This is a genomic window from Citricoccus nitrophenolicus (assembly GCF_047305825.1).
Classification (GTDB): domain Bacteria; phylum Actinomycetota; class Actinomycetes; order Actinomycetales; family Micrococcaceae; genus Citricoccus; species Citricoccus nitrophenolicus.
This window is the reverse complement of sequence record NZ_CP063070.1, coordinates 994,276-1,016,319: the sequence shown is the minus strand read 5'-3', so window position 1 is coordinate 1,016,319 and position 22,044 is coordinate 994,276. Positions and strand designations below refer to the sequence as shown.

General features: G+C 61.1%; 19 protein-coding genes. 18 read left to right on the top strand and 1 reads right to left on the bottom strand.

What is annotated here, in order from left to right:
• Positions 1-25 precede the first annotated feature (25 nt).
• The 7 genes from IMT31_RS04610 to IMT31_RS04580 all read left to right on the top strand — a co-directional run bounded on the left by IMT31_RS04610 (position 26) and on the right by IMT31_RS04580 (position 8,251).
• The gene (locus tag IMT31_RS04610) at positions 26-1,804 is read left to right on the top strand and encodes a polysaccharide biosynthesis protein (protein ID WP_413543936.1); all 1,779 of its coding nucleotides are present in this window, start codon (positions 26-28) and stop codon (positions 1,802-1,804) included.
• A 22-nt stretch (positions 1,805-1,826) separates the two neighbouring features.
• Entirely contained in the window at positions 1,827-2,942 is a 1,116-nt protein-coding gene (locus tag IMT31_RS04605) for a DegT/DnrJ/EryC1/StrS family aminotransferase (RefSeq protein ID WP_413543935.1), read from the top strand.
• Complete coding sequence (locus tag IMT31_RS04600; protein ID WP_413543934.1) at positions 2,939-3,592, top strand: sugar transferase; 654 nt, start codon at positions 2,939-2,941, stop codon at positions 3,590-3,592. Before IMT31_RS04605 ends, IMT31_RS04600 begins: the two co-directional genes overlap by 4 nt.
• Positions 3,589-4,233, top strand: a complete 645-nt coding sequence (locus IMT31_RS04595) for an acetyltransferase (protein ID WP_413543933.1) — start codon at positions 3,589-3,591, stop codon at positions 4,231-4,233. Before IMT31_RS04600 ends, IMT31_RS04595 begins: the two co-directional genes overlap by 4 nt.
• Positions 4,234-4,336: 103 nt before the next feature.
• The gene (locus IMT31_RS04590) at positions 4,337-5,512 is read left to right on the top strand and encodes a glycosyltransferase family 4 protein (protein WP_413543932.1); all 1,176 of its coding nucleotides are present in this window, start codon (positions 4,337-4,339) and stop codon (positions 5,510-5,512) included.
• A gap of 12 nt (positions 5,513-5,524) precedes the next feature.
• The gene (locus IMT31_RS04585) at positions 5,525-6,637 is read left to right on the top strand and encodes a glycosyltransferase (RefSeq protein ID WP_413543931.1); all 1,113 of its coding nucleotides are present in this window, start codon (positions 5,525-5,527) and stop codon (positions 6,635-6,637) included.
• A gap of 309 nt (positions 6,638-6,946) precedes the next feature.
• Entirely contained in the window at positions 6,947-8,251 is a 1,305-nt protein-coding gene (locus IMT31_RS04580; protein ID WP_413543930.1) for a nitrous oxide reductase family maturation protein NosD, read from the top strand.
• A gap of 8 nt (positions 8,252-8,259) precedes the next feature.
• Here the strand turns inward: IMT31_RS04580 and IMT31_RS04575 are convergent, their stop codons facing one another.
• Entirely contained in the window at positions 8,260-9,690 is a 1,431-nt protein-coding gene (locus IMT31_RS04575; RefSeq protein WP_413543929.1) for a hypothetical protein, read from the bottom strand.
• A gap of 222 nt (positions 9,691-9,912) precedes the next feature.
• On the opposite strand from IMT31_RS04575, the gene IMT31_RS04570 reads away from it, so the two are divergent.
• The 11 genes from IMT31_RS04570 to IMT31_RS04520 all read left to right on the top strand — a co-directional run bounded on the left by IMT31_RS04570 (position 9,913) and on the right by IMT31_RS04520 (position 22,031).
• A complete protein-coding gene (locus IMT31_RS04570) occupies positions 9,913-11,082 on the top strand; it encodes a lipopolysaccharide biosynthesis protein (RefSeq protein WP_413543928.1) in 1,170 nt (389 codons plus the stop codon).
• An 89-nt stretch (positions 11,083-11,171) separates the two neighbouring features.
• Complete coding sequence (locus IMT31_RS04565) at positions 11,172-12,509, top strand: nucleotide sugar dehydrogenase (protein WP_413543927.1); 1,338 nt, start codon at positions 11,172-11,174, stop codon at positions 12,507-12,509.
• Positions 12,499-13,113, top strand: coding sequence for an acyltransferase (locus IMT31_RS04560; RefSeq protein WP_413543926.1), 615 nt, complete (start codon positions 12,499-12,501; stop codon positions 13,111-13,113). Before IMT31_RS04565 ends, IMT31_RS04560 begins: the two co-directional genes overlap by 11 nt.
• Complete coding sequence (locus IMT31_RS04555) at positions 13,103-14,227, top strand: DegT/DnrJ/EryC1/StrS family aminotransferase (protein ID WP_413543925.1); 1,125 nt, start codon at positions 13,103-13,105, stop codon at positions 14,225-14,227. Before IMT31_RS04560 ends, IMT31_RS04555 begins: the two co-directional genes overlap by 11 nt.
• Positions 14,224-15,207: a Gfo/Idh/MocA family oxidoreductase gene (locus IMT31_RS04550; RefSeq protein WP_413543924.1), complete on the top strand. Its 984-nt coding sequence runs from the start codon at positions 14,224-14,226 to the stop codon at positions 15,205-15,207. Before IMT31_RS04555 ends, IMT31_RS04550 begins: the two co-directional genes overlap by 4 nt.
• Before the next feature lie 134 nt (positions 15,208-15,341).
• On the top strand, positions 15,342-16,340 hold the full coding sequence (rfbB, locus tag IMT31_RS04545; protein WP_413543923.1) for a dTDP-glucose 4,6-dehydratase: 999 nt from the start codon (positions 15,342-15,344) through the stop codon (positions 16,338-16,340).
• Positions 16,341-16,348: 8 nt separating this feature from the next.
• On the top strand, positions 16,349-17,764 hold the full coding sequence (locus tag IMT31_RS04540; protein WP_413543922.1) for a sugar nucleotide-binding protein: 1,416 nt from the start codon (positions 16,349-16,351) through the stop codon (positions 17,762-17,764).
• Positions 17,765-17,839: 75 nt separating this feature from the next.
• Positions 17,840-19,969 (top strand): glycogen debranching protein GlgX, encoded by a 2,130-nt coding sequence (gene glgX / locus IMT31_RS04535; RefSeq protein ID WP_413543921.1) that lies wholly within the window; start codon positions 17,840-17,842, stop codon positions 19,967-19,969.
• A 14-nt stretch (positions 19,970-19,983) separates the two neighbouring features.
• Positions 19,984-20,646, top strand: a complete 663-nt coding sequence (locus IMT31_RS04530) for a YdcF family protein (protein ID WP_413543920.1) — start codon at positions 19,984-19,986, stop codon at positions 20,644-20,646.
• A gap of 57 nt (positions 20,647-20,703) precedes the next feature.
• Positions 20,704-21,054, top strand: a complete 351-nt coding sequence (locus IMT31_RS04525; protein ID WP_345360969.1) for a holo-ACP synthase — start codon at positions 20,704-20,706, stop codon at positions 21,052-21,054.
• 380 nt (positions 21,055-21,434) lie between these two features.
• Complete coding sequence (locus IMT31_RS04520) at positions 21,435-22,031, top strand: hypothetical protein (RefSeq protein WP_413543919.1); 597 nt, start codon at positions 21,435-21,437, stop codon at positions 22,029-22,031.
• Positions 22,032-22,044: the final 13 nt, after the last annotated feature.

Here is a 22,044-nt window from a genome sequence, read left to right as displayed (position 1 = left end):
CTGAGCTCGTACACCTTGGAGGATCATGAACCGGCGGACTCGAACACGCGTGGCAAGGGCGGCGTTCTTTGCCGTCGACATGGTGAGCTGGTTCGCTGTCATGCTGTTCGCCGCCTGGCTACGCTACGAGTTCGACTTCGCGCAGATGGGCTGGGGGCGACTCCTGCTCTTCGGCCTCGTGGCGGCGGCTCTACAGGCCGTCCTAGGCTTGATTAGTGGGATCTATCGAGGTCGGCACGTGTACGGCACCTTCGATGAAGTGAAGTCGCTGACCTACATTGTGGTTCTTGTAGGGCTGATCACGACGGTGCTCATGCTGGTCATGAGCGACATTTTCAATATGCCCCGGAGCACGGGGATTATTGCCACTCCCATGGCGCTGATCTGCATGCTGGGTGTTCGGTACCTCTACCGGCTTGCCATCGAGCGGCGACGTAAGCCCGGGCGCAGGGCAAAGGCCACCATCGTCTATGGAGCTGGTTACCTCGGCGAGACGGTCATCCGGCGCATGCAGACGGACGCGGACTCAGAGTACCGACCTGTTGCCCTTCTTGATGACGATCCTCAACTGTCCAACCTGGAGATCCGGGGAGTCAGGGTGATGGGTGGCTTCCGTGAGATGGCGGATGTCATGGAAAGGACTGGCGCCAGGGAACTGGTGCTGGCCATCGGACGAGCCGACTCCACATTGGTCCGGGAGATCTCGGACGCGGCCAAGGAAACCGGTCTGCATATGCGAGTGCTTCCACTGATGGACCAGATCATGGCTGGCCATACCAAGCTCTCGGACTTGCGGGACATCTCGATCGAGGATCTCATCGGTCGAAACCCGGTGGACACCGAAGTCGAGTCCATCGCCGACTACATTGCTGGGAAACGCGTCTTGGTCACCGGAGCTGGTGGCTCCATCGGGTCAGAATTGTGTCGGCAAATCTCCAAGTGGGCGCCGTCCGAACTCATCATGGTGGACCGGGATGAGACGGGCCTACAGGAGGCTCAGTTGGGGGTCGTTGGACATGGACTGCTCCACACCCGAGACGTAGTGCTCGCTGACATCCGGGAACCAGAAGCATTGAGGAAGATCTTTCGGGATCGCAAACCTCAGGTTGTCTACCATGCGGCAGCACTCAAGCACCTTCCGATGTTGGAGCAGTATCCAGAGGAGGCCTGGAAGACGAATGTCCTGGGGTCCCTCAACGTTCTGAACGCCGCCAGAGACGTCGAGGTCGAAACGTTCATCAATATCAGCACTGACAAGGCCGCGAATCCGACCAGCGTACTGGGCCACTCCAAGCGGGTTGCGGAGAAGCTGACCGCCTGGGTGGCGCAGGAGACGGGCAGACCATATCTGTCTGTTCGCTTCGGGAATGTCATTGGCAGCCGAGGCTCCATGCTGCCAACGTTTCGCTCTCTCATTGAGAAGGGCGGTCCGGTCACGGTCACGCACCCGGATGTCACCCGGTATTTCATGACCATTCCTGAAGCGTGCCAACTGGTGGTTCAGGCCGGTGCCATCGGCGCTCCCGCCGAGGTGCTCATCTTGGACATGGGCGAGCCAGTCAAAATACTGGACATCGCCGAGCGCATGATCGAGATGTCCGGCAAGGACATCGAGATCTCCTTCACCGGACTTCGCGAGGGTGAGAAGTTGCACGAGGAACTCGTCGGCCTGGGGGAGGGCGACGAACGTCCCTATCACCCGAAGATTTCCCACGCCCACGTCCATACGCTTTCGCCGATCGACATGGATAAGGACGTTTGGTTGGAACGTTGCGGCAAGGCCGACGAAGAGCTTGGAGTCTAGGGTGCCACTTGAACGAATACTGATGTCCAAACCTGACGTTGGAGAACTCGAGGAGCAGTACGTCGTGGCGGCTATCCGGTCTGGGTGGATTGCTCCGCTCGGGCCAGACGTCGATCAGTTCGAGGAAGAGATCAAGCACCGCGCCGGCGTCGACCACGCTGTCGCCCTCGCCTCAGGTACCGCAGCATTGCACTTGGGACTTCTGGCTCAAGGGGTGGGGCCGAACGACATCGTCGTCACCTCGACTATGACGTTCGCGGCCACGGCCAATGCGATTGCTTACACGGGCGCCACGCCATTTTTTGTGGACTCGGATCGTGTGACGGGCAATATGGACCCAGCGCTCTTGGATGAGGCCCTGACGAAACTGGAAGAACGGGGAACACCTGCCGCACTGGTCCTTCCAGTCGACCTGCTGGGCAAAGCAGTGGATTACACGGCATTGGCGAGCATCTGCGCAGTTCACGGTGTCGATATGCTCTGCGATTCGGCCGAGTCTTTGGGGGCCACCCATAAGGGAAAGGCCGCGGGGAGCTTCGGGCGGGCGTCAGTGTTCTCGTTCAACGGGAACAAGATCATGACGACGTCAGGCGGAGGCATGTTCGTCACTGGTGATGAGTCACTCGCTCAGAGGGTGAGGCATCTTTCGACTCAAGCCCGTCAGCCGGTAGTGCACTATGAGCACACGGAAATCGGATACAACTATCGAATGAGCAACCTTCTGGCAGCTTTGGGGCGAGCACAGCTGAGTCGGTTGGACGAGATGATTGAGCAACGCCGGAAATGGCGTCAGGGCTATCGGGACCATTTCGCCGGGTTCTCCGGCATCGAGATTTTCGGCGGCCCCGAGGACGATGAGGACAACTTCTGGTTGTCCTCCATTGTGATTGATCCGCAGGTAGCGGGCGTCAGCGCGAATGATGTTCGAACTGTGTTAGACCAGCACAATATAGAATCTCGGCCACTGTGGAAGCCGATGCACTTGCAACCTGTGTTCCGAGACGAGCCGCGTCTGACAAACGGATCATCAGAGTACCTCTTCGAGAACGGGCTGACCCTGCCGAGTGGCTCGTCGATGAGTTGGGGCGATTTCGAGCGCGTGATCGAAGCGTTGGCTATTGCCGTGGTACCTCAATGATTCCCTACCGTGTGGTGAAACGTGTGGTGGATGTAGCCGGAGCTGCTGGCTTGATCGTGGCTGCCTCTCCCGTGATTGCAGTGACAGCGATAGCAGTGCGGAAGAATCTCGGGTCGCCGGTCCTCTTCACGCAGGAGCGTCCTGGCAAGGACGGTCTGGTGTTCCGCATGTACAAGTTCCGCAGTATGAAGAGCGTCGACCGCGAGGCAGGACTCGTCAGCGACAAGGACCGTCTGACGCGCTTCGGCAGTTGGCTGCGGTCGACAAGCCTGGACGAGCTCCCCTCCTTGTTGAATGTCCTCCAGGGGGATATGAGCTTCGTCGGGCCACGCCCCCTGCTCGTTTCCTATCTGGAGCGGTACTCCCCTGAACAGGCACGGCGGCACGAGGTGCGTCCGGGGATCACGGGTCTCGCGCAGTCCTCGGGAAGAAACCATCTGAACTGGGAGCAACGATTCCAGCTGGACGTAAAGTATGTCGACTCCATGAGCGCCGCATTGGACCTACGAATTCTTTTTCGTACTCTCGCTGCTGTCCTGAAGCGCAGCGGCATCACTGCTGACGGGGAAGCAACAATGTCTGAGTTCACCGGATCCCAGAAAACAGATCCGGACGCAGTCATGGTCGATACCCACGAGAGTGCCACGTGACTGCTGTTCGGCTGGCCGTTGTCGGCGCCGGTGGCTTCGGGCGTGAAGTAGCTGACGTGGTCGAAGCCATCAATAGAGTCTCCGACGGAGACGTCTGGAATCTCATCGGGATCTTTGATGATGCACCCTCAGAGCTGAACCTCCAGAGGCTGAGAGATCGGGGTATCAGTTACGCAGGAGCTATCCCCAGGGGGTGGGGCGGCCCGGAGACATATTTCGTGGTAGGCATCGGTAGCCCAGCGATTCGCGTAAAGATCGCGACCTCTCTCGAAGGCCTGGGGTGGATACCGGCAACTCTTGTCCATCCGATCGCCCATTGCGGTTCCAGAGTACGGGTCGAGCCCGGAACGGTAGTTTGTGCGGGTGCGCAGATCTCGACGAACGTCAGCCTGGGCCGTCATGTCCATGTGAATCCCAATGTGACCATCGGGCATGATTCGGAGTTGCAAGACTTCGTCTCCGTGAATCCGGCTGCAACAGTTTCAGGCGAAGTGGTGATTGCCGCGGAAACATTGATCGGTGCGTCTGCCACCATTCTTCAAGGTCTCCACATCGGTCAGAAGAGCCTAGTCGGTGCTTCGGCCTGCGTTGTACGTGACGTCGAGGCAAACTGCGTCGTCAAGGGCATTCCAGCACGGTAGAAAATCATCTTCACTAGGGGACGAAGCAATGAAGAACGCTTGGATAATCAACCACTACACACCCTTCGCGGATAAGGACGGTTGGGTTGGCCTCCATCTGGAGATGGCTGATGAACTGGCCGGCGGAGAATGGCAGGTCACGGTCCTTGCAGCGAGCACCTCGCATCCTGACGGCAGACAGCATCTGAAACAAGGGGAACGTCGCCGTTTGGTCCGATGGCGGAATACAGAGTCCCTCTGGATCAGGAGCGCGGAGTACTCTGGCAATGGTCTGTCCCGCATCAAGAACATGGCTACATTCGGCGCCAAGCTGATGCTTCCGACGACGACTGAATCGCTTCCCCGTCCGGACGTTGTCATCGGTAGGGTCGTCAATCCTGTGGCAGCGTGGGCTAGCGCGCGTCTTGCCAAAAAATTCGCAGTCCCGTTCGTCCTGGAGATCAGCGATATCTGGCCAGACACCTTGGTTCAGCTCGGGAAACTCTCGGCAAACAGTCTCCCCGCGAGGGGGCTTGGCGCATTGGAGAAGTGGTTGATCGCCAGGTCCGATGCGGTGATGTCACCGATGCCAGCCATCGACGACTATCTGGCGGCCAAGGGGTTTGGCGACATTCCTTTCTATTGGGTCTCGAACGGAGTCAATGGCAGCCAACACCTACCTACGAGCGCAGGTCATTTGGTCCGTGGCGGCGAACAGCCTGACAAGCCGTTCAGATTCGTCTACTTGGGTTCACTGGGCCACGCCAACGCCGTCGATACGATTCTGGAATCGTTCCAGCAGTTCACGATCTCAAATCCCCGACAACGTGCTGTATTGGAGATCGTCGGTGGTGGGCCGCTCAAGAGTGAGCTCAAGGAAATGGCGAAGAAACTGAGAATCGACCACCTCGTTGAGTGGACTGACAGGATCCCTCGCGAGGATGTTCTGAATTACCTATCCGGAGCTGACGCGTTGGTGGCCAACATGCGTGATCTGGAGTTGTATCGGTATGGCATCGCCCTCAACAAGCTCTTCGACTATTTGCTCTCGGCACGACCTGTAGTATTCGCTTCCAATGCCGTCAATAATATTGTGGATGACGCTAAAGCTGGAATCACGGTTTCGGCTGATTCAATCCATGAACTAGCCCAAGCAATGACTGAAATGGTGAATACGGATATCGCGCAGCGAGAAACGTGGGGCCGCGCCGGTCGTCAGCATGTACTGGACTATTATACCTATAGAGATTCAGCGATGAGATTAAAAGAAATGCTTGAAAAGGTTACCGGAACCCTATAGGAGGATTCTCCGATGAACGCCAAGACGGTCGCCAAAGTTCTTCACTTATCCTCAGCTCACCCATGGACTGACAACCGCATTCACCTGAGGGAGGCTGCGAGCCTCGCTCAAGCGGGCTATGACGTCGCTCTATATGCTGTCGACAATGACCTTCGTGTGAACGATACCGGGGTGACGGTGACCAGGGTTCCATCCACACCCAGGTTGCGCCGCGTCACGCTGGAGGCGATCAGGGCTGTGCGATTCGCCATGAACTCTGAAGCTTCAATTGTCCATATCCATGATCCGGAACTGGTGTGGGCGATTCCGTTGCTGCGCTTCCGTGGCAAGCGCGTCATCTATGACGCCCACGAGGATCTGCCTTCCCAAGTCATGCACAAGCCCTATCTTCCTGATGCTTGGCGAGCTCCTGTCGCCGCAATCGCGAACCAGCTCTTGCGCATTGCCAATCGAAGCGACCATGTCATTGCCGCCACCGAAGTCGTCGCCAAACGATTCGATGAAGCAAGGACTACGGTGGTTCGAAACTATCCACAGTTCGACACTTCAGAACAGTGGACCGATCCTCAGCACCGGGACCTGTCCGTGGTCTACGTTGGTGGCCTCTCGGAGGCGCGAGGCACACGGGTGATGGTGGAAGCGCTCGGCTCAGAGCAGATGCCCACCGGATGGAGACTGAAGTTGGCCGGCTGGGGTGCCGCAGGATTTATCCAGTCATTGTCAACGCAGGCAGGTTGGGACCGCGTTGATTTCCAGGGGACCGTGGCTCCGCCAGCGGCAAGGGATCTCGTCGGCTCGAGCCGGGTTGGTCTGGTTGTTCTGGGTGATACCCCGAACCATAGAGATGCGCTGCCGACCAAGATGTTTGAATACATGGCCTCTGGGGTCCCCGTCATTGCCTCAGACTTTCCTCTGTGGCGACAGATCCTCGAGGAACACGACTGTGGCCTCCTCGTGGATCCCGACTCGCCAGAGGCCATCGCGGCTGCAATCGCAACCTATGCAAAGGATCCTGAACTATTGACTCGGCACAGTCTGAATGGTTTCAAAGCCGTGCGGGAATCCCTCAACTGGGCAAGCGAAGCAGGGAGCCTCGTACGAGCCTATCGAGCCTTGGAGGGTTAGGACATCGGCCGTGACAGGGATGAGTAGTTGATCGTGCTGTAGATTCGCCACGGCGCTGGTGCGTTGGCTTGGATTCGCACTCCTGCGGGTTTGGGCTTGGTAGACGGGTGGGTCGGCCTGACGCGCTGGAGCAACGAGGAGGCGATGAGGGGCATGGGATTTCTGAGAACGGTCCTACGTCGGGTCCGCGGAAGCGCTCGAGTCCTCCGAATCACGACTCACGGTCGCCAGGGTCCCGAGGGGAAAGAGCCGTTCAGCGCTAGTGGGGAGGCGATTCCTCGCCGGAGCGCGCTCCTATTGACTGCGGGGTTGGTAGCCGGCTTCGCCGGCTTCTCACTCAGGGAGACAGTGAAATCGGATCGGCAAGCTGACTCATTACAGGCGGCGGTGGATGCCTGTGAACCCGGTGATCTGCTTGAAGTATCCCGGACATGGATAACAGAAGGTCCAATCATCCTGGACAAGCCACTCAAGATTTCGTCAACGACGGGTGGCAGCGTCAGGACTTCGGGGGACTATCACGCCTTTGTGGTGCTTTCGGGGGGTGTGTGGTTCAAGAACCTCAGCATCAGCGGACAAGGAGCCGAATTGGCCGGGACTCAGTCGGCGATTCACGCAAGGGGAGATTTGGAGCGTCCCCTCTTTCAGCTTCGAATTGAAGGATGCGAAATCGCAGGATTCTCGAAATATGGAATCGAAGGGTGGCACATTCGCGATTTCACCATCTTGGACAACACGATCAAAGACATCGCCTATGGCGCGGTGATGATTCTTTCTGGCAGGGATGGGGTCATTGAAGGGAACTCGATCCACAACGTGACCCAACCCAAGGGCTTCAGCAATTCTTACGGCATCGCACTGACGCACAATTCTGCAGTTTCGTCCGACGAAGCGCCACGATCCGAGCAGATTGCCATTCGGAACAACACCGTCGAGGCGGTCACCAAATGGGAAGGCATCGACACTCACGGTGGAAGGAGCATCCTTGTGGAAGGTAACGAAGTGCTCAACTGCCGTGTGGGAATCGCACTCGTCCCTGGTGCGAATGCCGATGACCCGGCCCTTGCGCCGCGGGACTTTCTTGTTCGCGCAAACACGGTGCGATCAGCCGTAACTGATGGAAGTCGGCTACATGGCATTCAAGTGGCCGGCGCGCTGCTGGAGAATTCTGACCTGAGTCAGGTGGCCGAATATGCCACTGGGGCGGTGGAGGGAAACACGATCGTTGGTCACGGTAGTGCGACAATCGCCAACAGCGGTGCAATCTTCATCAGGACAACGGAAGGGCTCCGAGTCAAAGGGAACACGATCGTCGAGCCAAATCCTGCCGGGATTCTTTGTTATCACACCAACCAAAAACTCAGCCTGCAGCAGAATCTTTGCATTGATGCCTGGTCAGACACCCATTTGTATACATCGATGATACGCGTTGTATCCGATTATCAGAGTATTGCAGTTGAAAAGAACCGGTTGTTGAGGAGGGCCCGTGTGGCGCTCCGAGTGAATACCGCCGGATTGTCAGGTTCCTCAGCCTCTGGGCGGTTGGGTGTCACCGTGGCGGTGGTGCCGGGCAATGATTTCTCGGCGGCGCTAATACCAGTTGGTTTTCCTTAGGGGCGACTTCATTGGGATCTCGCGCGAGCGGGAGAGGCAACGCCCTGCAGTCGGTGGAGCTTCGAGGACTGCCGTCGATCGCGGATTGGGGCGGTCGGGAGGATTTCCTTGACAGGTGCCACCGGCTCTCGTGGGAAGAGGGCCAGCAACAGCACTGCGGCGATCAGTCCGTGGGACAGGAGCCCGGTGAGCATGGAGGTGTTCGAGAGGGCAACGGCGGGCATGATCACCACAAGGCCGGAGACCCGCAGGGGAAGCCCGGCGGATGCCCGGTCCAAGAATCTTAGATAGATCGCGAGGATGACGGCGGCTCCAAGAACCCCCGCGGCTCCGAAGTTTGCGAATCCGTCTGCGAAGATGTTGGCATTGGCTGCTGCCTCATAGTTGGCAGTCATGTGATAGCCGATAACTCGAGCTGGTGGAAGGCCGTAATGGTCTGTCGTGATGCCCTCGAGAACTGAGTTGCTCAGAAGCGCCTTGGGGTTGTCCGCGAAGTACTTCATGTACACGGCTGTGAGGACGCCTGGAGTGATGAGGAATCGGCGCGAGAACAGGGACGTCCAGAGGATGCCACCTTGGATCTCGTCCACAATTGCGGCCATTGCGGCCACTCCCACTCCACCCCAGATCAGCCACGTGGTGCGAATTTGGCGACCATGCCTGAGGATGAAGGCGAATATGAAAACTGCGGGCACGGAGAAGAGCACAGTTTTAAAGCCAGTCCCGGAGTACAGGATTGCCTGACCGAGAACTCCTAGTGCCAACAGGTACCACCGGCGCTTGAGAAGGCCATAGGCGATGATGAGCGGGTTGACAACATTCGCCTGAGTGCTGACCAGGTAACCCACGATCGCGCCACCGCCGGCCAGTCCCTCACGGTACTCGTCGCGCTGATCGTAAACGTCAAGCAAGGAGATGAAGTCGAGAGACAGACCGAGGGTGAAATAGATCATCAAGTAGACGAACGCTGAGTAAACTCCCAAGAGAATCCAGAACGATGTCCCAGATAGCGGTTTGGCGAGCGGTTGAATAGGAATTTCGGGCTGGCGGCGAGCACCGACGATCGACACGGCGTAGGCCAAAGCGATCCCAATGCCGGCAAGGGCGGCTTCACTCGCGTCTTGGTAGCCTGCGTATGGCGGGATGAGGATGGCGGGCGCCACGGCTACGATGTAGAGGATCCACAAGAGAATATCCGATGGATTCCTCAGGCGGTTCGGTAATATAAATGCCAATGCCGCAGCTGCCATATATGTGAATATGAGAGTGTAAACATCGGGCGTTGTGTAGCCATATCCAAGATACCGAAAATTGCTAGTAATGAGATTCAGGTATATCCAGTGAAGCGTAAATGCGTAGGCTGCGACCGCTAATGGGACTAGGCTGGCGCGCGCCAGGGTGCCTGCTATAGAGGCTCGTTGTTTGCTGGCGATTCCCACGGGGCCTGAGCGTATCATCGGTTGTCGCGGCATGGACGGTTGCTGTGCGTAATCGTCAGTTTACGGAGTGGGGGAGTTTTACGTGAGTGACTGCCGAAGCGGTTTGAACGTCTGTTTGGGGTCAAGCGGGCAGTTCCTGCAGAAGGGCGCTGCTTCTTGCGCTTGCTGAGAGAGTTGGGCGGCGCAGGCTGGATCACCCTGGGGACTCTCTTGGGCCAAGCGTTGATCTACCTCGCCACCCCGTTTATTGCTCGGCTCTATGGTCCGAGCGCTTTGGGGGCAGCAACCGTTTTTCTGGCCACGGCCAGTATTCTTGCTCCCCTGCTGACGTTGAGGATGGAATTTCTGATTCCATCGGCAAGTGAGTCGGAGGCGGGGTGGATCAGTCGCCGGGCGTTAAAAATTGTGCTCTGCGGCTCTCTCATCGCGGCGATCGTGTATTCGGTATGTTCTGAGCCCTTCGATATCTGGCATGGTCTGGCCTTCTGGGCGACTAGTGGTTCGTTGGCGGCCGCCGCAGTGTCGATTCAGATGCTGGTCCGGCAAAAGAAGTTCCGTCGGATTGGACTGGGCAAGATTGCCAATGGGGTAGGGCAAGTAGGTGTCCAAATACCTGTAGGAATTCTCTCTCCGGCTTCCCGGGGCATCGAGTTCGGCTTCGCCGCTGGGTACTTGGCGACGTGGGGAGTGCAGGCATTTCGGGCACGGCCGCAGGCACCTCGCGAACCGATTGAGCGCGCTCGACGACGTGCATTGATGGCTTCTGCCTACAAGTTGGCCATCGCGGGAGCTATGAATGCTGTTTGTGTCTGGTCCATCCTCATTTCAATAAGCATCTTTGGCAGCGTGGAAGATGCTGGTGTCTTCTCTGCCGTGCAGAGACTCCTAGTGACCCCAGTTGGGCTCGTCACGGCAAGCTTGCTGCCCGTGGTCACTGGTGGGGTGGCGCAAGCGGTAAGGTCCAGCCGGCCGTATGCGGGAGTACTCAGGAATTGGTTGCTGCTATTGGCCCCAATAGCGATGGTCGCGGGTGTGGTGCTCGCCTTCATTCCGGAGACCTTGCTGATCTATATTCTTGGCGAGGAGTTTCTGGGGGCTGGGAACTATCTTGCTGCGCTCGCGCCGATGATCGTCGCACAAATCCTGGCCGGTCCACTGGGGCAACTCCTGGTCGCGACAGGGCATTCCACCACGCAGCTTCTCTGGGACTCCGGTCGCTTCCTCATCATCGTGGTTGCCGCATCGGTGTGTGGAGCCCTGGGAGTCGGGTCCGTGGCAATGACGTGGACCCTTTCCCTGATCTTTGCGTTGAGTTATTTCGTGTTCGTTGCCTTGCTCATCGTGTTCGCCAAGCGAGGCGGATCCTCGCCCACTTCACGTCTAGACGTTTAGTTCGGAATGTCAGTCGCTGGGCTCTAGGATGACGTGCGGAAAGCACGCGTGTGCTATGCCCGAATGGAAACGGCGGGGGAGTCCTGACAGTGAAAATTGCAGTAGTTGCGCTGGGCAAGATCGGACTGCCATTGGCGGTCCAGTTTGCATCGAAGAATCACCATGTGGTGGGTGTTGACATCAACCAGTCCGTGGTGGACATGGTCAACAATGGCCTTGAGCCATTCCCGGGCGAAGCGGACCTCAAGACAAAGTTGTCAAGTGCGGTCGACGCTGGCTACCTCAGGGCGACCTCCAACTATGCAGATGCCATCACGGGCGCAGATGCTGTGGTCCTCGTGGTTCCGCTCTTCGTCGATGAAGAGGCACGACCGGACTTCAAATGGATGGACGCGGCCACCACGGAACTGGCCAAGCACCTCTCCCCCGGGACTCTGGTGTCCTTTGAGACCACCCTTCCGGTCGGGACCACTCGTGATCGGTGGAAGCCGATGCTTGAGGAAGGGTCTGGCCTGACCGAGGGCAAGGACTTCCATCTGGTCTTCTCGCCAGAACGCGTTCTGACTGGCCGTGTGTTCGCCGACCTGAAGAAGTACCCCAAGCTCATTGGTGGCCTCAGCGATGACGGCGCGAAAGCGGGGCGGGAGTTCTACGAGGCAGTCCTGGATTTCGACGAGAGGGACGATCTTGCCCGTCCGAACGGAGTCTGGGATCTGGGTTCCGCTGAGGCTTCGGAGATGGCGAAGCTGGCAGAGACGACATACCGGGACGTGAATATCGGTTTGGCCAACCAGTTCGCTCGCTTCGCGGCCGAGCAGAACATCGACATCTACAAGGTGATCGAGGCCTCCAACTCGCAGCCCTACTCGCATATCCACCGTCCTGGCATCGCCGTGGGGGGCCATTGCATACCGGTGTATCCACGCCTCTACTTGTGGAATGATCCCGCCGCCACCATTGTCCGGTCGGCTCGTGAAGCCAACGCCGGGATGCCGGACTACACAGTCGGTCTGCTCGAAGGTGTGCATGGCGACCTTCACGGCCAGGCCGTCGTAGTACTCGGGGCCGCCTACCGCGGCGGTGTCAAGGAAACCGCCTTCTCCGGTGTCTTCAGCTCCGTGAGTGCGCTGGAGGCCAGGGGGGCCACCGTCTTCGTCCACGATCCCTTGTACTCAACCGAAGAACTGGCCAATTACGGATTTACGGCGTACACGCAGGGTTCGAGTCCTGTGGACGCAGCCGTCCTGCAGGCAGACCACGCCGAGTACAAGGGATGGACGCCGAGTGACCTGCCCGGTATTCGCACGCTGATCGACGGCCGCAGCATTCTCGATGCCAGCCAATGGGACGGGGTAACTGTCCGGACGATCGGTCGCCCCCTGGATCAGGCTACCTCCGGAGATTGGACCGGTGGGCGTGAGCGTTGACCGGAACGCCTTCGTGGCAGGCACGGCCGATATTGCGGAGGACGCCTCAATCCACGATGGAGCCAAGGTATGGCACCTGGCTCAGGTGCGAGAGGGGGCCGAGATCGGACCTCGTTCAATCGTGGGTCGAGGGGCCTATATCGGTACCGGTGTGAGCATCGGGGCAGACAGCAAGATCCAGAACTATGCGCTTGTCTACGAGCCGGCTGCGATTGAGGATGGTGTGTTCATCGGCCCGGCAGCTGTGCTGACGAACGATACGTATCCCCGCGCCATCGCGCCGGACGGGTCGCAGAAGGCCGCGGATGACTGGGAGGCGGTCGGAGTAACTCTGAAGCGCGGTGCCTCAGTGGGTGCACGGGCCGTATGTGTCGCTCCGGTGACCATCGGTTCATGGGCCATGGTCGCGGCCGGATCCGTGGTCACCAGAGACGTCCCAGATTTCGCACTCGTGGCTGGAGTTCCGGCCAGACGAATCGGCTGGGTTGGACAGGCTGGGCACAAGCTCGAGCTCGATGGCGACGTGTGGGTGTGTCCCGTCACTGGAGATCGGTACGTGGAAGCTGACGGACAATTGGAAACAGGGGAGCAGCATGGCGTTTGAGGGAACCATCATTCCGGTGGCCAAGCCACTGATCGGAACAGCAGAGCGCCAGGCCGTGGACCGGGTGATGTCCACTGGCATGGTTGCGCAGGGGCCAGAGGTTGCTGCCTTCGAAACGGAGTTCAGCGAGGTCCTCGTCCCTGGCGCGCACAGCGTCGCCGTGAACTCCGGGACCTCTGCGCTTCACCTGGGGCTGCTTGCCGCCGGTATCGGTGCCGGAGACGAGGTAATCGTTCCGGCGTTCACCTTTGCCGCCACGGCCAACTCTGTCGCCCTCACCGGCGCGACGCCGGTGTACGCCGACGTCGATCCGAACACTTTCAACCTCGATCCCGCGTCGGCCGCTGCAGCAGTGACGGGTCGGACACGCGCCATCATGCCCGTGCATCTCTACGGGCAGGCCGCAGACATGGACGGGTTCCAGGCACTGGCGGAGAAGCACGGCTTGGTGATCCTCGAGGATGCAGCCCAGGCGCACGCGTCATCCTGGGGCGGTAGGCCTGTCGGCTCGTTCGGGGCTTTCGCGGCCTTCAGCTTGTATCCCACCAAGAACATGACGTCCGGAGAGGGCGGTATGGTGACCACGAACGACGACGAGTTCGCTCGACGGGTCCGAGTATTGCGCAATCAGGGTATGGAAAAGCAGTACCGGAATGAGGTGGTTGGGCTCAACAACCGCATGACGGACATTCACGCTGCTATCGGTCGGGTCCAACTCACCAGAATCCTCGATTGGACGACCCAGCGCCAGGCGAATGCCTCCGTCCTCGATGAAGGTCTCGCGGGTGTGAGCGGTGTGGTGACCCCCATGGTCGCCGACCGTGCTACGCACGTGTACCACCAGTACACCATCCGGCTCGAGGGCTGCTCCGCACAGGAGCGCGACGATGTCGTCGCCGCGCTGAAGGAAGACCACGGTGTCGGCGCAGGGGTGTACTACCCGATCCCCGTGAATCGCCTTGACTCCTTCCAGGTGGAGGCAGACCTTCCGCAGACAGAGCGGGCGGCGCAGGAAGTGATCTCGCTTCCAATCCATCCGGCATTGGAGGAAACCGACCTTCGGAGAATCGTTTCCGCCGTTGAATCAGTCGCGCGTGCGGGAGCTTCAGTATGATCCGGATCGGTCTTGTCGGGCTCGGCATGATGGGGCGTCACCACGCACGCGTCCTCCAGAACCTGGATGGTGTCGAGTTGGTGGCCGTGTCCGACCCGGGCGGGGATGTCCACGGTGCAGCTCCCGGCATCCCGCTGTGCACGGACGTCGACGAACTCATCACCCATGGCCTCGATGCCGCTGTCGTGGCAGTGCCAACGGCATTCCACGAGACTGTCGGCATGAAGCTTGTCGAGGCGGGAGTTCACACCTTCATCGAGAAGCCGATCGCCGCGGATGCAGAATCGGGGCAGCGGCTTGTAGACGCGTTTGCGGCCCGAGGTCTTGTCGGAGCAGTAGGTCACATCGAGCGGTTCAACCCGGCCCTGCAGGAGCTCAAGCGACGTCTGGATGCCGGCGAACTCGGGAAGGTGCATCAGATCGCTACGCGTCGGCAAGGCCCGTTCCCAGGCCGTATCACGGACGTCGGGGTCGCCCGAGATTTGGGGACGCATGACTTGGACCTGACCATGTGGTTGGGCGGCGAGCGTTTCGCCGAGATCCATTCTCAATCCGCAGTCTTGGTCCGCGACGGTAGGGAAGACCTCATCGCTGTCACCGGCCGGCTCAAGAACGGTGTCATCACTAATCACCTCGTCAATTGGCTCTCGCCTATGAAGGAACGCGTCACCACCGTCACCGGTGAGGCAGGGGCGTTCGTGGCCGACACCCTCACCGCCGACCTGACGTTCTACGAGAACGGCAGTGTCGAAGCGGAGTGGGATGCCCTGGCCAGCTTCCGGGGAGTCAAGGAAGGCAACGTCACTCGATTTGCCTTCTCCAAGCCGGAACCCCTGAAGACCGAACACGAGGCCTTCCGTGATGCGATCCTCGACGGTACCAAGGGGATCGTGACCTTGGAAGACGGGCTTCACACGCTTCGGGCAGCAGAGGCCGTCATCAAAGGCCCCTCAGTCTCTGGAACGTTCAATGGCCAATGAGTGATCCGAGCGGGTCGGGGCAGTTCATCTGGTGTCCCGGCCCGCCCGCCTCGAACGGTGACCGACAGGTGGCACGTGCTGGTTGAGTAGCCGGTACCGGAGACTCCGAGAATGACCGTGTCTACGGTGAGCATGTGAGTATCTTCCTCGTCACCGGCGGTGCCGGATTCATCGGGTCGAACTTCGTCCACTACGTGCTGGAGTCAACGGACCACCGCGTCATCGTGCTGGACAAGCTGACCTATGCCGGCAACCGGGCCTCCCTGGAGGGGCTGCCGGAACAGCGCGTGACGTTCAGGCAAGGGGACATCGCGGACGCAGATCTTCTGGACGAGCTCATGCCCCAGGTGGACGCCGTGGTGCACTACGCGGCGGAGTCCCACAATGACAACTCGCTGGACAATCCGCGGCCCTTTGTGGACACCAACCTGCTGGGGACCTACGCGCTCATCGAGGCGGCGCGCCGGCACGAGGTCCGCTTCCACCACATCTCTACGGACGAGGTCTACGGGGACTTGGAACTGGGCGCCCCGGAGCGTTTCATCGAGTCCACCCCGTACAACCCCTCCAGCCCGTACTCCTCCACCAAAGCCGGCTCGGACCTGCTGGTGCGGGCTTGGGCGCGCTCCTTCGGGCTGCGGGCCACCATCTCCAACTGCTCCAACAATTACGGGCCCTACCAGCACGTGGAGAAGTTCATCCCGCGGCAGATCACCAACGTGATCGACGGAGTCCGGCCTCGCTTGTACGGGGAGGGGCGCAACGTGCGGGACTGGATCCACGCGAATGACCATTCCTCGGCCGTGCTGACCATCCTTGAGCGGGGCAGGGTGGGGGAGACCTACCTGATCGGTGCAGACGGTGAACGCAACAACAAGACGGTCATTGAGGACATCCTCGAGATCATGGGCGAACCCGCCGGTGCCTATGACCATGTGGTGGACCGCCCCGGGCATGACCTGCGGTACGCGATCGACTCCACCAAGTTGCGGACCGAGCTGGGCTGGGTCCCGCAGTACGCTGATTTCCGGGCGGGTCTGGAGGCCACCGTCCGGTGGTACAGGGACAATGAGTCCTGGTGGCGGCCACAGAAGGCCGCGGCAGAGGCCAAGTACCAAGTGACGGGACAGTGAAGCTGTAGATGGAGTACGCAAAGCAGCTCGTGGCCCAGCCCACCACCATCCCCGGACTCACGCTCTTCGACCTGCCGGTGCACGGGGACCACCGTGGCTGGTTCAAGGAGAACTGGCAGCGGCAGAAGATGACCGAGCTCGGGCTGCCGGATTTCGGGCCCGTACAGAACAACATCTCCTTCAATGCCAACCGGGGCACCACGCGGGGCATCCACGCTGAGCCGTGGGACAAGTACATCTCGGTGGCCACCGGTTCTGTGTTCGGCGCGTGGATGGACCTGCGCCAGGGCAGCACCTTCGGCCGGGTGTTCACCGCGGTGATCGACCCCTCCACCGCCATCTATGTGCCCCGTGGCGTCGGTAACGCGTTCCAATCCCTGGAGGACAACACCGCGTACACCTACCTGGTCAACGAGCACTGGTCTGCCGAGGCGCAGGCGGAGTACACGTTCCTCAACCTCGCCGACTCCACCGCGGCCATCGACTGGCCGATCCCCTTGGAGGAGGCCGAGCTCTCGGACAGGGACCGCGCTCACCCGACGCTGGACCAGGTGGTGCCCATGCCACCAGCTGCCACCTTGGTACTCGGGGCCACCGGTCAGCTGGGCCGAGAGCTCAGCCGTCAGCTGGCTGACCGTCCCGGGGTGGAGTTCCTGGGGCGGGACCGGTTCGATCTGGCCGACCCGGCCGCCGTAGAGAGCATCGACTGGCGCCGGGTGGGCACCGTGGTGAATGCGGCCGCCTACACGGCCGTAGATGAGGCCGAGACCGAGGGCGGCGGCCGGGAGGCGTGGGCGGCCAACGCCGAAGGGGTGGCGCGGCTGGCCCAGGCCTGTGCGCAGCACCAGGTGACCCTCATGCATATCTCCACGGACTACGTCTTCAACGGCACGAAGGACGGGGCCTACACCGAGGCGGACACGCTCCTCCCGGTGAACGCCTACGGGACATCCAAAGCGGCCGGGGACCTGGCCGTGGGGGTGGTGCCGCGGCACTACCTGCTGCGGACCTCCTGGGTGATCGGGGAGGGAAGGAACTTCGTGAGCACCATGGCCTCACTGGCCATGCGGGGTGTGGAGCCGTCCGTGGTCTCGGACCAGATCGGCCGGCTGACCTTCGCCCGGGACCTGGCCGAGGCGATCATCCACCTGCGCAACTCCGACGCCCCGTATGGGACCTACAACGTCACCAACAGTGGGGAACCCGGTTCCTGGGCTGAGGTGGCCCGGCGTGTGTACGCGCGAAGCGGACGGTCTCCGCAGGACATCACCGAGGTGACCACCGAGGAATACTTCGCCGGCAAGACGGCAGCCCGGAGACCCTTGAACTCCGTGCTGGACCTGGCCAAGCTCGAGGCCACTGGTTTCACCCCCCGGGACCAATGGGAGGCCTTGGAGGATTACCTGGAGGACTCCCGGCCGTAGACGCGGATCACTCCGGCGCTCGGGCCCTCTCCCCATAGACTGTCCCTCGGAGTCCGCTTCCATCCGAGGAGACACATGGTCCAGATCACTGCCGGCGTGCCCTACCCACTGGGTGCCACCACTGACGAGGAGGGGACGAACTTCGCGCTGTCCGTCGGGGAAGATGCCGAGACGGTCGAGCTGTGCCTCGTGGACGGTGAAGGCGCCGAGACCCGGGTGGAGCTGACCGAGCGCTCCGGAAACACCTGGCATGCGCATGTGGCCGGGATCAGTGACGGGCAACTGTACGCGTATCGAGTGCACGGTCCCTGGGATCCGGCGTCAGGACTGCGGTACAACGCCGCGAAGATCCTCCTGGACCCGTATGCCAAGGCGATCACGGGGGACTTCAACTGGGGCCAGTATCAGTTCTCCTACGACTTCGAGGACCAGGACGCCATCGACACCTCGGATTCGCTGGGGCACACCATGCTCGGCGTGGTGGTGGACGATTCCTTCGACTGGGGCGAGGACGATCGCCCGGACATCCCCTTCAATGAGACCGTCATCTATGAGACCCACGTCAAGGGCATGACCAAGCTCCACCCGGAGGTCCCCGAGGCGGCGCGGGGCACCTACGCCGGGCTGGCCCACCCCGCGGTGGTGGAGCATCTGACGCGCATCGGCGTCACAGCCGTGGAACTGATGCCCGTGCACCAGTTCACCAACGACTCTTCCCTGCAGGACAAGGGTCTCTCGAACTACTGGGGTTACAACACCCTGGGCTACTTCGCCCCGCAGAACACCTATTCGTCCTCGGGGGACGCCGGTGAGCAGGTGCGCGAGTTCAAGCAGATGGTCAAGGACCTCCACGCCGCCGGGCTCGAGGTCATCCTGGACGTGGTCTACAACCACACTGCCGAGGGCAACCACATGGGCCCTACCCTGTCCTTCCGCGGGATCGACAACGTGAACTACTACCACCTGGTGGAGGGGGACGAGCGCCACTACATGGACTACACCGGCACCGGGAACTCGCTGAACCTCTCCCACCCCATGGTGCTGCAACTCGTGATGGACTCCCTGCGCTATTGGGTGCAGGAGATGCACGTGGACGGCTTCCGCTTCGATCTGGCCACCACGCTGACCCGTTCTGAGGGCGAGCAGGGCCCGGACATGTTGGGTGGGTTCTTCGACGTGGTCCGTCAGGACCCGGTCCTGCGCACCGTGAAGCTCATCGCTGAGCCCTGGGACGTGGGCTGGGCCGGCTACCAGGTCGGCAACTTCCCCGGACTGTGGAGTGAGTGGAACGGCAAGTACCGGGACACCGTGCGCGACTTCTGGCGTGGCGAGCCGGGGACTTTGGCCGAGTTCGCCACCCGCATCACCGGGTCAGCCGATCTCTATGAGGACGACGGGCGCACCCCGCGCGCTTCGGTGAACTTCGTGACCGCCCATGACGGCTTCACGCTGCGCGACCTGGTCTCCTACAACGAGAAGCACAACGAGGCCAACGGCGAGGACAACAACGACGGCGAAAGCCACAACCGCTCGTGGAACTGCGGCGCGGAGGGAGACTCGGAGGACGCCGAGGTCCGCCGGCTGCGTGCTCAACAGCAACGGAACTATCTGGCGACGCTGATGATCAGCCAGGGCGTGCCGATGATCAGCCACGGTGACGAGCTGGGGCGGACCCAACAGGGCAACAACAACGTCTACGCCCAGGACAACGAGCTGTCCTGGGTGCACTGGGACGAGGCTGATGAGGACCTCATCGAATTCACGGCACGCACCGTGGCCTTGCGGCAGGCGCATCCGGTGTTCCGGCGCCGCCGGTACTTTGACGGACGGCCCGCCGCCCGGGCCGATTCAACGGCCCTGCCGGACATCGTCTGGCTCGAGCCGGATGCCACCGCCAAGGACGAGTCTGACTGGGAGACCTACCACGCCCAGTCCATTGCGTTCTTCCTCAACGGCCATGATTTGGCCGCATCTGAGCGAGGAAGCGACGACCACGGGAACGGGGGAGACTACGACTTCTACGTGCTGCTCAACGCGTACTGGGAGCCGGTGGAGTACACCTTGCCCGATGAGCCGTTCCCCGGAGCCTGGGACCTGGTGGTGGACACCGCCGATGCCACCCCGGACATCACCGAGTTCTCGGCCGGGGACCGGATCTCGGTGCCGGGCCGGGGAGTCGTCATCCTGCAGTCGGCCCAGCGGTGAAACTGGACGATCTGATGGAAGCCCAGGCGGGTGGGGGCCGCGGACGCGACGCCCGGGTGCAGCGGCTGCGGAAGACGACCCGCCAGCACTGTGGGCGCCGCTGGATCCTGCGCCTGGCAGGACTGGTGGTGATCGTGTTCCTGGGTGTCGGCGCGGTTCTCGCCTGGCTGACGGTGAATCCGCGGGTGAATCCTGCGCCGACGGTGGACGCGATGATCGTGCTGTCCACCCAGGCTGGCGCGCATGACGAGGCGCGGCGGCTGGCCGAGGAAGGCGTGACCGACCTGCTGCTGGTCTCGACGCCGGAGAACGCACCGGCGAGCCTGTGCCAGGAATCGCCGGGCGGGGCCACCGTGGAGTGCTTCGTCCCTGAACCGACGACCACCCAGGGAGAGGCGATCGTCGGTACCGAGCTGGCCCGTCAGCTGGGGGTGCAGAGCCTCGGGGTGCTGACGTTCGACCACCACATCGAGCGGTCCCGCATGCTGGTGGAGCGGTGCTGGGAGAGCGAGGCACACCTGTACGAGTTCGAGCCGGAGCGCGGCCGGCGCGGCTACGTGTATGACTTCGCCTACGCCATGGCCGCCTATGCGAAGACGTTCCTCACCCCGGGGTGCTCCTCAGAACCGCCGGAGTGGCTCCAGACGCCGATCGACAGGTTGAAGCTGGGCAGGTGATCCGGTGGAGTGCCAGCGGAATGAATCCGCGCGCGGTGCCGCCGATAGAATGACCCTATGATCATCGGCATTGGCGTGGACGTTGTCCTGGTAACCCGTTTCAAGCACCAGTTGGAGAAGGCCCCTGCCTTGCGGGACCGGCTCTTCACGCCAGCCGAACGTGAACTCAACATCCGCTCGCTCGCCGCCCGGTTCGCCGCCAAGGAGGCCGTGGCCAAGGCCCTGGGCGCCCCGGCCGGCATGAACTGGCAGCACTGCCAGATCGACATCGACGCAGCCGGTGCCCCCCACGTGGTGGCCATCGGCACCGTGGCGGACGTGGCCGACGCCAAGGGTGTCAAGAAATGGCACCTGTCCCTCAGCCATGACGGCGACGTCGCCACGGCGATGGTGGTGGCCGAAGGGTGACAGAAGTAGGTCCGGACAGCGACAAGGACGTGCGGAAACGCATTCGTCGTTCGACAGCCATCTGGATCGCTGTAGTCGTGGGGTGTACGACTTCCGTCGCCTCCGCATTGATCGTGGCCGCCATAGATCGGTCTCATCGTGCTCCGCTCGGATCATGGTTCTCCGACTTCGCCAAGAGTCCCGGCCTCGCCGGACTGTGTGCGCTGGTTGCCGCCAGCCTGGCTTTGTGGGGAATCCATCAACAAGTGACCGTGACCAGGCGAGGCCAGGCACACCAGCGTGCGAACGCCGAGAACACCACCTGGTGGGAGCGTTTCGAATGGACAGCGGCCCGGGCCGTCCCCGCATCTCAGGATGACGTTCCCCTGCCGTATGACGCGGTGATCAGTACCCTGACCGCGCTAACGAAGACTGCGAAGGACGATGTCCAACGGACCGCGATCGGAGCCGTCACGGATGTGGCCGCGAAGGCCAGCTCTCAAGACAACGAGTCTGACGGGGCCGCAACCGATGAGACGCAGATGGCGGTCGCTCGAAGACGGCGAGCACTTCACGAGTACTCGATCACTGCTGGCGACTCACCGGCTCGTTCCGTGGCCGTGGATAGCCAGATCTACGAGCTCGATGTACTTGAAGCCCTCACTCGCATCGTGCCGTCCGCCCAGATTGACGTTCAGCCGCGGCTCCGGGACAACGCCTCGAACCAGGTAATGGTCCCCGACGCACTGGTGGAGTATCGCGGAAAGCGGATAGTGGTTGAGTTCAAGAACTACCGGAAGCCGCGCCGCATACATCCGCATTCAGTCCTTCAGGTCAGGTCAATGCTAGAGAGCTCCGGTGCGGACGCCGGATTGATCGTCGCTCCCGTTGACGTTCGGAGCGACGATGACTCAGCGAACATCATCCCCGTCGTGTGGAGGAATTCCCAAGACGATGACCTCCTCGTCGCTGCACTGGACAGCGTGTCCGGGCACTAAGCGACGTCCTCGA